At 67.1% G+C, this 12,875-nt stretch carries 10 protein-coding genes; 4 read left to right on the plus strand and 6 right to left on the minus strand.

Annotation, left to right across the window (positions count from 1 at the left end; genetic code table 11):
• Window positions 1-6 precede the first annotated feature (6 nt).
• The 4 genes from lepB to LZC94_31805 all read right to left on the minus strand — a co-directional run bounded on the left by lepB (window position 7) and on the right by LZC94_31805 (window position 6,549).
• On the minus strand, window positions 7-1,521 hold the full coding sequence (gene lepB / locus LZC94_31790) for a signal peptidase I (protein ID WXB12417.1): 1,515 nt from the start codon (window positions 1,519-1,521) through the stop codon (window positions 7-9).
• Window positions 1,522-1,699: 178 nt separating this feature from the next.
• Window positions 1,700-2,779, minus strand: coding sequence for a hypothetical protein (locus LZC94_31795; GenBank protein ID WXB12418.1), 1,080 nt, complete (start codon window positions 2,777-2,779; stop codon window positions 1,700-1,702).
• Between the two features lie 62 nt (window positions 2,780-2,841).
• Window positions 2,842-5,319 carry a hypothetical protein gene (locus LZC94_31800; GenBank protein WXB12419.1) on the minus strand — a complete coding sequence of 826 codons (2,478 nt, stop codon included), beginning with the start codon at window positions 5,317-5,319 and terminating at the stop codon, window positions 2,842-2,844.
• A 198-nt stretch (window positions 5,320-5,517) separates the two neighbouring features.
• The gene (locus LZC94_31805; protein WXB12420.1) at window positions 5,518-6,549 is read right to left on the minus strand and encodes a hypothetical protein; all 1,032 of its coding nucleotides are present in this window, start codon (window positions 6,547-6,549) and stop codon (window positions 5,518-5,520) included.
• A 137-nt stretch (window positions 6,550-6,686) separates the two neighbouring features.
• Here LZC94_31805 and LZC94_31810 point away from each other — a divergent pair, with 137 nt between their 5' ends.
• Both LZC94_31810 and LZC94_31815 read left to right on the plus strand, forming a co-directional pair.
• On the plus strand, window positions 6,687-7,703 hold the full coding sequence (locus LZC94_31810) for an NAD(P)-dependent glycerol-3-phosphate dehydrogenase (protein WXB12421.1): 1,017 nt from the start codon (window positions 6,687-6,689) through the stop codon (window positions 7,701-7,703).
• 32 nt (window positions 7,704-7,735) lie between these two features.
• A complete protein-coding gene (locus tag LZC94_31815) occupies window positions 7,736-8,911 on the plus strand; it encodes a hypothetical protein (GenBank protein WXB12422.1) in 1,176 nt (391 codons plus the stop codon).
• 81 nt (window positions 8,912-8,992) lie between these two features.
• On the opposite strand, the gene LZC94_31820 is transcribed toward LZC94_31815, so the two are convergent.
• Together LZC94_31820 and LZC94_31825 are read right to left on the minus strand one after the other, a co-directional pair.
• Complete coding sequence (locus LZC94_31820; protein WXB12423.1) at window positions 8,993-9,163, minus strand: hypothetical protein; 171 nt, start codon at window positions 9,161-9,163, stop codon at window positions 8,993-8,995.
• 187 nt (window positions 9,164-9,350) lie between these two features.
• Complete coding sequence (locus LZC94_31825) at window positions 9,351-9,548, minus strand: hypothetical protein (GenBank protein WXB12424.1); 198 nt, start codon at window positions 9,546-9,548, stop codon at window positions 9,351-9,353.
• Window positions 9,549-9,887: 339 nt separating this feature from the next.
• Between LZC94_31825 and LZC94_31830 the strand changes: the two genes are divergently transcribed.
• Both LZC94_31830 and LZC94_31835 read left to right on the plus strand, forming a co-directional pair.
• Complete coding sequence (locus LZC94_31830; GenBank protein WXB12425.1) at window positions 9,888-11,783, plus strand: sigma 54-interacting transcriptional regulator; 1,896 nt, start codon at window positions 9,888-9,890, stop codon at window positions 11,781-11,783.
• A complete protein-coding gene (locus LZC94_31835) occupies window positions 11,773-12,762 on the plus strand; it encodes an NADPH:quinone oxidoreductase family protein (GenBank protein WXB12426.1) in 990 nt (329 codons plus the stop codon). Before LZC94_31830 ends, LZC94_31835 begins: the two co-directional genes overlap by 11 nt.
• Window positions 12,763-12,875: the final 113 nt, after the last annotated feature.

The following is a 12,875-nucleotide window of genomic DNA, read 5'->3' on the forward strand; positions in this document are numbered from 1 at the left end:
CGCGCGCTATGGCGCGTCGAACTCCCTGCCGCCGGTGCGCGTTTGCAGCTCGCCCTTCATCGGGCCGGGAGGAGGAGGGTTCGTCTGCGCCGGACGCTCGCGCAAGCACTTGGCGAGGCCCGCATCGAGCGACGGCGTGTGCACCGGCAGACGCGGCCGCCCCATCACGGTGGCGCCCAAACGCGACCAGGCCATGCCCGAGTCCGACACGCTGAACCACACGAAGAGCGCGCGCCCGCGGATGTTCTCGTACGGAACGCCCCCGCCTTGGCCACCGAACCACAGGCGCGAGTCGTGGCTGTTGTTGCGGTTGTCGCCCATCACCCAGACCTCGCCCGACTTGGCGAAGTAAGGCCCCTGCGGATCGGGGCTTCCGCCCATGTGATCGTAGAGGGTCAGGTACGTCTCGTCGCCCAAGTACTCCACGAACAGATCGCCCTCGCGGCGGCCCGTCGGCGTGTCGAACTCGCTGTACGAGTAGACGCCCACCAGGCAGTGCGGAACCTCCCACCCGTTGATCCAAGGGTGGCCGCCCTTGGCCTCGAGCCGATCACCGGGGAGCGCGATCACGCGCTTGATGAAGTCCTGCTCGGGGTGCTCGGGGAACGCGAAGACCATCACGTCACCGCGGTTGGGCGGAAGGCTCTTCCACACCCGCGCGTGCGTCCACGGGATCGACGGACCGTAGGTGAACTTGTTCACGAAGATGTGGTCGCCCACCATCAACGTCGGGATCATCGAGCCGCTGGGGATCTTGAACGCTTCGACCACGAACGCGCGCAGCGCCATCGCCACCGCGACGGCCACCAGGATCGACTCGACGTACTCGCGCACCTCGCTCTTGCGCCAGCGACCGAGGCGCACGTCGACCTCGCCGTCGGCGAGCACCAGCGCCTCGAGGAAGCTCTCCTCGTGGAACGGGGTGGCCTTCATGGTGTCGCGCAGGCGCTCGAGCTCCGCCCGCAGCTTGTCGCGCTCCTTCAACGAGAGATCGCGCGCGATGGCCTTCTCGTTTCGGGCGAGGATCACCTCGGCCTCGTCCAGCAGACCGCGGGCGCGCTCGAAGGTGGTGCGCAGCCCCTCGGGGATGTCCTCGCGCAAGGGCGGATGGGCGTGCCGCGAGAGCGGCAGCCGGAAGCGAATCGCGTAGATGGCCATCTCGAAGACGGCAAAGAGCGCGATGCCGATGGGAACGGGCTGCTCACGGACGCCGGTCTCGATCCAGCCGAGAATGCCCTCGTGGTCCAGCCCGCTCTGCGGGGTCAGCGCCCAGATCGTCAAACACGCTAGAAGCAGCGGGACGAGGACGAACCAGCCGCCGAAGTAAAGGGAGCGAAGGAGCCGCGAGGAGGACGGTCCGTCGTCGGGGCTCACCGAACGGCCGCCCATGCCCATGGATGGGGGGGGCGGCGGTTCGCTCGATGGGCCTTCACTGCCCCGCGCCTGGGCGACGCCGAGCTCCTCGTCGCCGCGCTGTCGCTCGTTGGAAGCGTCGTCTTGTTCGTGCGCGGAGGAACTCATTCGAATGGTTGCGGGATCTGCGCCGGGATCGCGGGCTCAGAGGCCTTCGGCTCCTAATAGACCCACCTTCGCGCTAGAGCAACAGTAGCTACCATTCTGGCACCTCCCCCGCGGCGTTCTCGCTCCTTTATCCTACGCCCAAGGCTCCCCCGAAGGCGAGGCCGGACGCTCCCCGCGGTCACTGACGCTTGGCGTCCGCGACCGGTTCGCGCTTCCGTCCCCCTGCGTGCTCGGCGGTCTTCTCGTCGGAGTCGGGGTCATCGTCGAAGGCGAAGTCTTCGTCGGCCGCGGCCCGTCCCGGGGTCGGGGTCGTCGCGTTTGCGTTTCCCCCGCCTGCCGCGCCCGCCGCACCCTCGCCCTTCGGCGCCTCGGATTTTCCGGTTGCGCTCGCGGCCCGCAAGCCCGGCTGCGACGGGACATTCCCGACGCCGCTGTTTGCACCCATGGGCAAGGTGGCGGGCTTGCCGGGGACGCTCCCGTTGTAGCCCATGGACTTCTCGGCCACGTCCACCACGCGGGTCAGCTCGCGCAGCGCGATGTTGGACGCGATGATGGAAGGCGTGGCCACGCTCAGGTCGTGGATGGCGTGGAAGGCCTCGCTCGGTTTGACCTTCTCGCGCTGAAAGCGCAAATCATCGATGGCCACGCGCACCTCGAGCGGGATGCGTGTATGCCAAATCTTTCCCGGGATGGCCGTGCGCAGCGCGAGCGAGGTCAGAATCGGCTTGCGCGAGTGACCGCCGATGGAGCTCTGCGACGCGAGGAACGCCTCGAAGAGCCACGCCACCAGCTCCTGGTGCGAGGGCGTGTCCTGATCCCACGGCGTGCGCTCGCGGAACTTGGACCAGAGCTCGGGCGTGGGGCCGTAGACGGCCAGCTCTTCGACCGTGAACGCATCGTCGAACTGTTTGACGCTCACGTCCCCGTCCTCGATGACGGAGTCGATGAGCGCGCCTTGGAACTCGGGCGTTTTGTTGCGCGCTGCGCGAGGAGCCAGGCCAGTCAAGCCGGTGGTGATGCGCTGGCGAATGTCGGGGCGCTGCGCCAGCCATCCCATACGCACCGAGGCAGGCCACAGCGAGCGCACTTGCTCGGGTGTCCACCAGGTGAAACCGCCGACCCGCAGCTTTTGAAGGAGCTCCGCCACCAGCTGGAGCGCCGGACTCTTTCCGAGGTGCGCCTGCGCTTCCTGGGCGAGGGTCGCGTCGTCACGCTTTTCCGGTTCGGCATGACGAAGCGGGGTCGGTGAATCAGCCATGGGCGCTCTCCTTCTTTATTTACCTTGTGCGCGGGGTGATGCCGCGGGTGCGAGCCAAAGTATCACGTGAGATCGGTCGAGTAATGCCAGAGGGCGATGAACACGGCGCCGAGCAGGAAGACGATGATGAAACTCAGCAGCGCCACCACCCACAACCCGCGACGCTTTCGCACCGGTCGCGGGCGAGGAGCGAGCGCCTCCGACTCCCCCGCCGATGAAGGCGCGGGGGCGCTCTGGCTGTTGGGGTTCGTGGCCTCCCAAGGCACGGCCGGTGTGGGCGGAGGCATCGCGATGCGCACCGTCTCGCGCTGCCGCGCCGCGAGCTCCTTGCGCTGCTCGGGATCGTCGACGATGACCGTGGGCAGGTTCCCGACGGCGACATTCGTCTTCGGCGGCGGCACCATCTCGCGAACCGGACGCACCCCGTCGGGCGATGTAGTGGCATTCGCATCCAACTCGTCCGCGGGCTCCGCCTGCGCGGCTTGCGCGGCCGGCGTGGCGGGTGCGATAGGTGCGGCATGCGCGGCACGCGTGGTCTCCAGCGCCGGCGGTGGAGAAGGCGGCGTGGGCGGGGACGCGGGCGGCGGCGAAACGCGGGGCGTATCGGGCACCGCTTCGAGCGGCATCGTCGGGGTATCGCGTCGCACCTCCACCGGCTCCGGCTTCGGACGCACGGAGGCGGAGCCGGAGCCGGAAGGCGAGAGCGGCGACGGCGCGATCAGCGGCTGCGACGCCACGGGCTTCAGCGCCGAAAGATCGGGCCGCGACGGCTTGGGAGCGGCCGCCGGAAAGCTGCGGATGGTGGTCGGCGATGCCGGCGCCGAAGCCGCGCCGCCCGCGCCCGCCGGCTTCGCCATCGGACGCGGAATGGCATGCGGCTGGGACGCGCGCCCGCTGGCACCTCCACCCGCCATGTGATCCGGCGACGAGGCGCGCGCACCGGACAAGTCCGGCGACGAGCCGCGGACACCCGCCATATCGGGCGATGAGGCACGCGCAGGCGATGGGCTCTCCCCGATGGTGGGAACGGGCTGCGGCAACGGAGGCGCCGACGACACGCGCACCGGCGGTGGCGGCGGAGGCGTTTGCACCTTCTTCGGCGTGGCGGGGGGAGGCGTCGGCGGGGGAATCTTGAACAGCCCCCCGGAGCCGGACGACGGCGGGTTCGCGACATGCGAAAGCCCGGCCGAAGCCTGGACGCCCGCCGCGCCTGTCACGTTGGCCACGTTGCCCACGTTGGTCACATTCGACGCGCCGGCCGCGCCCGCGACGGGAGCCTTGGGCACTTGCACGCCCATGCCCACCACCGGCGGCGCCACCATCGGCCGAAACGGCGGCGCAGGCGGCGGAGCCACCGGCGGCTTGAGCCCCGTGACGTCGGTCGGACCGGCCTTTGGCGCGGTGCTCGACGTGCTGCTCGATGCAGCAGCCAACGGCCCCACCTGCGGCGGCACCGAACGAGGCAACCCCGCCGGCTCGATGAGCAACCCATTCGGCGAGGTATCGTCGCTCGTCGTGTACGGCGGGCGGGCCAACCCCGGGCGCGGCTCCGTCGACGCCTCCGGCTCGTCCTCCTCCATCTTCGTGGGGAGCACGCGCCGCGTGGGCTCCTCCGCGCGCACGGCGTCCTCGAGCTCCGACCAGAACTCGAACGCGTTCGGCCATCGCTCGGCTGGCAAGAGCGCCACCGCCTTGGCGAACACGCGCTCGACGGGGTCGAACACGGAGATGCCCAAGTTGCGCGGCGTGGGGCGCTTCTTCGGATCGAGCACGATGCTCGCCGCGTCTTTGCCCTGCACCGACTCGGCCACCGGCCGGCCCAGCATCGCCTCCAGCAGCACCACGGCCAGACCATAGACATCGGTCCACGGTCCCCACTCGCCCAGCTTGGGATCGAGCTGCTCGGGCGCCGCGTGGCCCGGCGAAAAGAGCGCTTGCGGCGCCGCCTTGGGCGCGACTTCACGGGCCAGATCGCGCACCACCTTGGCGGTGCCCAGATCGAGCAGCTTGATGCTCACGCCCGGCGCGGGCTCCTTGTCGAGCAAGAAGAAGCTCCCCGGCGTGATGTCCCCGTGAAGGATCTTCTGCTTGTGCGCGTGCGCGAGCGCGACCTTCACCGCCGGCTCGAGGCGCATGAGCAGCTCGGTGAGCGGACGCGTGGACTCGGCGCGCGCCCGGCGCTCGGCGAGCTCGCGCCCCAGGGAGCGACCATCGAGCCACTCGAGGACGGAGTACGGAATGTACACCCCCTCGTCGCTGGTGGTCATGCCGCTGCCGATGCTCCGCACGAAGAACGGCTGCTCTTTGGAGATCTGCGAGCTCGCCTTGCTCTCCTCGCGAAAGCGGCGCAGAAACGTCTCGGCCGTGCCGCCGTCGAGCCAGGCGCCGAGCTTGTAGCACTTCAGCGCGACCGCCTTTTTTGGCCCGATGTGCAGCCCTTTGTAGACGACGCTCGAGCGTCCCTCGCCGACCAAACTCTGGACGAGGAAGTGACCCGCCAGAGTCTTTCCAATCATGCGGAAGGGGTCGAGCGAGCTCACGTGACCTCAGTATACCGGTGATTTTTCCGCTTCTGAAGTACCGATCTCATGGGCCTCCGATTCCCCTCCGAGCCCATGCCCGCGCCCCTCGACAGCGTGATGGCCCGCGCGCCGCGGGCCCGCCGCCGCACACGTCGCATGGCCGCGCCTTCGTCCACCTCCCCACTTTTTTCCCGTTTTTTTCGCCGCTTTCTTTCATCACGGCACTTCTCCGATCTGAGCGACATAGCTCACGGCCGCCGCGCGATCGTCGAGCGGATTCATCGGCGGAGCGACCTGACCCGCGGTTGGGGTGTTGTCCAGCACGATGAAGTAGATGCCCTTGGGGACGGGCACGACCTTTTTGAACGGCGCCCCCGGCCGCATCACGTCCCCCGCGATGACATTGCCGGAGAGCGGCCCGCTCATCGGGTAATCCAAATAGAGCTTGAGCGACGCTTCGCCGTCCTTCTGCCCCAGGAACAGCACATCGACGGGCTGGCCGCCATCGACCGTGCCCTCGAAGTAGAGCGCGCGGCCCGAGTCCTCGACCTCGATGGGCCCGATGAAGTCGCGCTGATTCTGATGCACCTCCGTGCGCAGGTTCTCGTACGTGATGCGGCCCTCGCCCCTCACGTCGTACGGGTGAACGGGCCGCTTTCCCCGCTCCACGTGGCCCACCGAAAAATCGGCGGTGCCGTTGGCCTCGCGGATGACCGTGAAGCCCTGCGACAGCATCGTGCTCGAGAGCTGCCGTCCGAAGGTGTCGGCGACGGGGTTCATCTGGTTGAGCAAATTGGCCACCGGCTGCTCGATGATGCGCACATCGAAGTCGCTCGCCCCCAGCTTCTTGGTCTGGAAGTACGCATACATGGTGCTCCCATCCATCCGGAAATCCTGATCGTACTCGACGGCGCCGTTGCTGGTGAACGAGAGCTTCTTGGTGACGTTGGTCCACGCGTAACCCGTGCCGGAGAAGGTCACGTACAGGTTCCCGTCGGGCGTCTCGCGCTGGGCGCAGCTGGTGGGAAAGAATCGCCCCATGACCGGCGAGTCCTCGTTCAACTTGAGCGGCGCGTTGTGCACGGTCATCTGGTGGCAAAATTCCTTGAGCCCGTAGCCCATGATCGAGCGCCGCAACGATTTGTTGGAGGGATCGTTGAGGGGCCCCTCGATGATCGCGAGCATCTTCTGCCCCGCCCCCGCACACCCGGCGGCCGTCAGCGAAAACCCCGAGACCAGGACGGCCACGAGCCCCCGGAAAAGAGCCTCTCTCCTCGCAGAAACCGCTGAAAGCCGGCCATCTCGTTTCATTGGTTTATGCCTATCACCTTTCCGCCACACCCAAGTCCGCCCTTGCCATGCCCGAGCGTGATATTGTCGACGTCATGGGCAAAGTAGCGGTCCTGGGGGCGGGTGCGTGGGGCACCGCGCTCGGTAAAGTATTGGCTGAAAAAGGAGATCGCGTCGTCATCTGGAGCCGTCGCGCCGATCTCGCCGAGCAGATCAACCAGACGCGCGAGAATGGCCGGTACCTCCCCGGCGCACCGCTCCCCGCTACCTTGGAGGCCACCAGTGACATGGCCGGCGCCATCGATGGCTGTGACATGATCGTCTTCGTGGCTCCCAGCCATGCCACGAGGGACGTGGCGCGCCTCGCGGCCCGTCACATACGCGAGGACGTGCTGGTGGTGAGCGCCACCAAAGGCATCGAGAACGACACCTTGGAGTTCATGGACGAGGTGTTGGTCCACGAGCTGCCGGCCCATGTGGCCCCCAACCTCGCCTTTTTGAGCGGCCCGAGCTTCGCCAAGGAGCTGGCGGCCCATCTGCCGACCGCGGTGGTCATCGCCGCGCGCGACGAGAGCGTCCGGCATCGGGTCATGCAGCGCTTCCACATGCCCTACCTTCGCCTCTACGCCAGCGACGACGTGGTGGGCGTCGAGTGCGGCGGCGCGCTCAAGAACGTCATCGCGCTGGCGGCCGGCGCCGTCGATGGGCTCGGGCTCGGCCACAACACGCGCGCGGCGCTCATCACCCGCGGCCTCGCCGAGATCGCGCGCCTGTCGATGGCGCGCGGCGGCTCGGCGCTCACCTTGGCGGGGCTCGCGGGCATGGGCGACTTGGTGCTCACCTGCACCGGCGAGCTCTCGCGCAACCGCACGGTGGGCATGGAGCTCGGCCGAGGGCGCAAGCTCACCGACATCCTCCGCTCGCTCGGACACGTCGCCGAGGGTGTGCGCACCACCAAAAGCGCGCGCGATCTGAGCGTGAAGCTCGGAGTCGATATGCCGATCACGCGCGAGGTCTACAACGTGCTTTACCAAGGGAAATCGGTCGAGAAGGGCGTGGTCGATCTGATGTCGCTCCCGCTCGGACCCGAATTTTCACCGACGGGCAATTGAACGGTGCAATTGAATGGGATAGAGCCAATCCCATGCATTTCTTGGCTCTTCGGGTGGGGCTAGCCGCGAGCGTCTCGGCGTTTCTCACGTTCACCGCCGACGCGAACGCGCAGCCCTATCCGCAACCGGGCTACGCGCAACCCGGATACGGCGCGCCGCCGGGCTACGCGCAACCCGGATATGGACAGCCGCCGCCGGGCTACGCACAACCCGGATATGGACAGCCACCGCCAGGAGGATATGCGCAACCTGGATATCCGCCGTACGGGCAGCAGCCGCCGTACGGGCAGCAGCCGTATCCGGCGCCGGCGCTCACACGCGGCAAGAGCGACAAGCGCGGCAGCGAGGAGATGGGCTTCCTCTACGGCATGAGCATCGCCTACGGCGTGGGGACCGGCATCTGGATCGACGCCTTGGGCAAGATCAGCGATCCGGGGCTCGCCGTCCTCGCGCCCATCGGCTTCGGCGCCGCGTTCCCCATCGGCGTCTATTTTTGGGACGACTACGATCGCTTTCACCGCGGCGTGCCCTCGTCGATGGCCACCGGCCTCGCGCTGGGCGCGGTGGAAGGGATGGCCATCTCCGGCCTCCATTGGCAGCACACGGGCGGCAACGCCCTCACCTCGAAGAGCTTTCAAGGCTACTCCACCCTCACGTTCCTCGCGGCCACGGGCGGGGGGGTCGGTGGCTACTTCTTCGGCGAGTGGCTTCACCCCGATCCGCGCAGCCTCGCCTTCATCGCCAGCGGCTCCGCGTGGGGCGCGATCTCGGGCACCATGTTGGGCGCGGGCTTCAGCACGGGCGACTGGAAGGACGCCGCCAGCGTCGTGGGCTTCGTCGGCTACAACGCGGGCATCGCGGCCACCGGCGCGCTCTCGACCTTCTACGTCCCCTCGTACAACTCGCTCAAGTACATGTGGCTCGGCTATGTCGCCGGCACCGCGCTCTCGTCGGTCGTGTACTTCTTCTACATCGGCTCCGACTCCAACCCGCGCCATGGCCTCGTCGCCAACGCGGCGGGCGGCCTCGCGGGCCTCGGGCTCGCAGCCGTCCTCGCCGCCGACGTCAAAGACGACGGCGATCGCCGGGCCGGTTCGTTCTTCAAGGCGCCCTTCCAGCTTGGGATGACCCCCGTGCCGCCGTTGCCGGGCACGTCGATGTCATCTTCACCTGGCGGCACATTGATCTCCGCCTTTGGCGAGTTTTAGGCGTGCGTTTTTACGCCGGAGCTTTCGGCGGCGCGTGGAGGCGGCGCATTCGGGAAGCGCTTCGATAAGGCGCCGCTCCGCTTACTTATTGTGCGGATCAGGCGCTGGCATCGTCGACGGACCGGGGCCGGCGTCCGCCACTTCAGCTTCGGGGCCATCGGGGGTCAGCGGGGGCTTCTCTTTGCCGCCGCAGCCCTGCCAGGCAAACATCGCGATGATCAACAGGCCGAAGGCCGGGAAGACTCGATTCATGCAGCCCTTCTCTTTCGCACGATGTATGTGCTTACAAGGCTTTGAATTACCCGGACCGACCCTGCCGGATCCATCACAAAAACACGAAGGGCCTCTTTTCAGAGGCCCTACGCGCATTCATTTGAATGCTTACTGTACTCCCATCCCGCTGCTGGAAAACAGTCGGGCGCAAACGGCAAGGGAGACCTTACTTCGCGGGAGCGGGGGTCGACGTGGCAGGCGCTGCGGAGCCGGCCGGAGCCGCGGAACCCGCAGCCGGAGCGGCCGCCGGATCGCTGGGGCTGGTCGTCGTGGTCGTCGTCGACGACGGATCCGCCGCCGGCTTCTCACCACCACAAGCCACGAGTCCCATCGCAATCGCGGCGAAAATAGCTGCCTTCTTCATGGAAATCTCCTCCTCGATGTACTTCTCAAATGAGCGAGGCCCTTATTTCGCTCACCAAGTGACCGCAGTCAATTGAGAAATCGCGGGCGACATGTGTCATGACCCCGTCAAGTACTCGAAGCGCGCGCGCGCGAACGACCACCGCCAGTGGCGAGCCTAGCGCTTGTTCAGTCGCGTTTGTCGCGGTCGAAGCTTCGGAGACCCATCGGACGTACGACCTACGATATAAGTATCGGTTCCCCCGCCACGCCGTTTTTTTCCGGACACGATTTGGTGGTTCGCCAGCTCGAAGACGCCATGCCCACATTGAAATGGTTTCCCACTCAAGGCTCTCCTCGCGTGTTCTCGCTCTTCAAGCCGGTCTCCACGATCGGCCGAGCGCTCGGCAACGACGTCGCCGTGCCCACACAAGGCATCGCCGAGACGCACGCGCAGATCCTCTTCGACGGTCGCGACTTCAATCTGGAGGAGGTCGACCGCAGCGGCGAAATTTTGATCAACGGGAAGAAGAAGCGGCGCGCGCGTCTGGTGCACGGCGATCGGCTCACGCTCGGCGACGCGGAGCTGCAGTTCAGCGTCTTCGACGAGCCGCGGACCGAACCCGAAGGCGGGGCCGGCGCCCGTGAGCGCGGCGCGCCCGAGGCCACCGACACCACCTTGGCGGGCGTGCGGAAGCTCTTCGAGTTCAGCGAAAAGTTGATGACCCAAAAGGGCCTCGACGAGCTGCTCGACACGATGCTCGACCTCGTGCTCGAGGTCACCGGCGGAGAAAAAGGCCTCATCCTGCTGCTCGACGACGCCCTCGGCCCCGCGGGTGCAGCCAGCGCGCCGCCGCTCGAGAAGCCGGGCGCCGCGAGCGGAGCGCCAACCGGCGACAAGGCCGATTCGCGCCGGCCGGTCGTGCGTGCATCGCGCCACATCCGGCGCGAAGCGATTGGCACCGCGCCGAACCTGGTGTCGGACAGCATCGTGCGCAAAGTGCTCGAGAGCGGCCGCCCCATCATCGTCAGCGACGCCTTGAGCGACGCCCAATTCGGCTCGAGCGAGAGCGTGCTCGCGCTGCGCGTCTCCAGCGTCATGTGCGCGCCGCTCATGGCGCAAGGGCACGTGATCGGCGCCATGTACGTCGGCAACGATCGGGTCAAGGGCCTCTTCGAGCGCTCGCAGCTCGACGTGCTCTCCATCTTCGCCGGGCAAGCCTCGCTCATCCTGCAGAACGCCATGCTCCTCTCCGCGCTGCGCGCCGACAAAGATCGCCTCTCCGCCGAGCTGAAGGACAAGCGATTCGGCGAGATCATCGGCGTGTGCCCCTCGATGCTCGAGGTGTTCCGCAAGCTCCAAAAGGTGGCCACGACCGATATTTCCGTCCTCATCACCGGGGAGACCGGGACCGGCAAAGAGCTGATCGCGCGCGAGGTGCACCGCCGCTCGAATCGCGCCAATCAACCTTTCGTCGTCATCAATTGTGGGGCAATACCGGAAAATCTCATCGAGAGTGAACTATTTGGGCATATCAAAGGAGCGTTCACGGGCGCCGTCGCCTCGCGCCCCGGCAAATTCCAAGTAGCCGACAAAGGTACACTCTTTCTCGACGAAATCGGCGAGCTGCCGCTGAACCTGCAGGTCAAGCTGCTGCGCGCACTTCAAGAGCGCGTGGTCTTCCGCGTGGGCGATTCGCGTCCGGAGAAGGTCGACATTCGGGTGGTGGCGGCCACCAATCGCGTGCTCGAAGAGGAGATTCGCGCAGGGAGGTTCCGCGAGGATCTCTATTACCGTCTCAACGTCGTGAATATTTATCTCCCCGCGCTGCGCGAGCGCGGAGACGATGTGCTCATCATCGCCAAGGCGCTCCTGTCCAAGTACGCCGACGAGCTGGCGTCGAAGATCGTAGGCTTCACGCCGCAGGCGCTGGCCGCCATCAAGAAGCACACCTGGCCGGGCAACATCCGCCAGCTGGAGAACCGCATCAAGAAGGCGCTGGTGCTCTGCGAGAAGACCCTGCTCGGCCCCGAAGATCTCGATCTGGTGGAGAACGCGGAGAACCCCATTCTGCCGCTGGAGAAGGCCAAGGAGGAGTTCCAGCGCAAGTATGTGCTCGAGGTGCTCGAGCGCAACAACGGCAACCGCACCCAGACCGCGCGCGATCTGGGCGTCGACCCACGCACCATCTTCCGTTACCTCGAACGCGAAGCGAACCCCATACCGAGCGGCGCCGGAGGCGGAAATGACAAGTGAGAAGACGATGCGGGCGGTGCGCGTTCACACCTTGACCGGCCCCGCGGGGCTGCGCGTCGACGCCATCCCCGAGCCCGTGGCCGGCGCGGGCGAGGTCCTCATCGACGTTCGAGCGGCCGGCGTCAACTTCCCGGATTTGCTGCTCGCCAATGGCAAATACCAATTCAAACCCGACCCGCCCTTCGTGCCCGGCGGCGAAGCGGCCGGCGTCGTGCGCGCGGTGGGCGCCGGCGTCACGCACCTCGCGCCCGGCGATCGCGTGGCGACGACCATGATCCATGGCGGCTTCGCCGAGACCGTGGCGGTGCCCGCGCAGACGGTGGTCGACATCGGCGAGACCCCCTTCGAGGTGGCCGCCGCGACCTTGCTCACGTACGCCACCACCATGCACGCGCTGGTGGATCGCGCGGCGCTGAAGGCCGGTGAGACATTGCTGGTGCTGGGCGCGGCCGGGGGCGTGGGCACGGCGGCCGTCGAGATTGGCAAGCTGCTCGGGGCGCGCGTGATCGCGGCCGCGTCCACCGACGAGAAGGTGGCGTTCTGCCGGGAGCGCGGCGCCGATGCGGTCATCAACTACACGCGCGAGGACCTGAAGGAGCGCATCAAGGCGCTCACCGAGGGCAACGGCGCCGACGTGATCTACGATCCGGTGGGCGGCGCGCTCGCCGAGCCCGCGCTTCGGGGCATCGCGTGGCAAGGGCGCTACTTGGTCATCGGCTTTGCGGCGGGGGACATCCCGAAGATCCCGCTCAACCTGGTGCTGCTCAAGGGCTGCCAGATCGTGGGCGTCTTTTGGGGCTCCTTCGTCATGCGCGATCCCCAGCGAAACCACGAGCATGGCCGGCAGCTCTTCGCGTGGATCGCCGACGGGAAGCTTCGTCCGCACGTCGACGGCGTGATCCCCTTCGATCGAGCACCTGAAGCGCTGGAGCGTTTGGCGCGCCGCGATGTAAAGGGCAAGATCGTGCTCGTTCCGTAAGGATCACGCGCGTTTCAGAAGAATGGCCGGGCCTCGGGGAAAAATCATCCGAGGGGCGCAACGCGGGAAGGTTGGCAGCATCCCAATCTTGAAGACGCTCCTGACGGGTGAGT

The organism is Sorangiineae bacterium MSr11954 (assembly GCA_037157815.1).
In the GTDB taxonomy this organism is placed as follows: Bacteria; Myxococcota_A; Polyangia; order Polyangiales; family Polyangiaceae; genus Pendulispora; species Pendulispora albinea.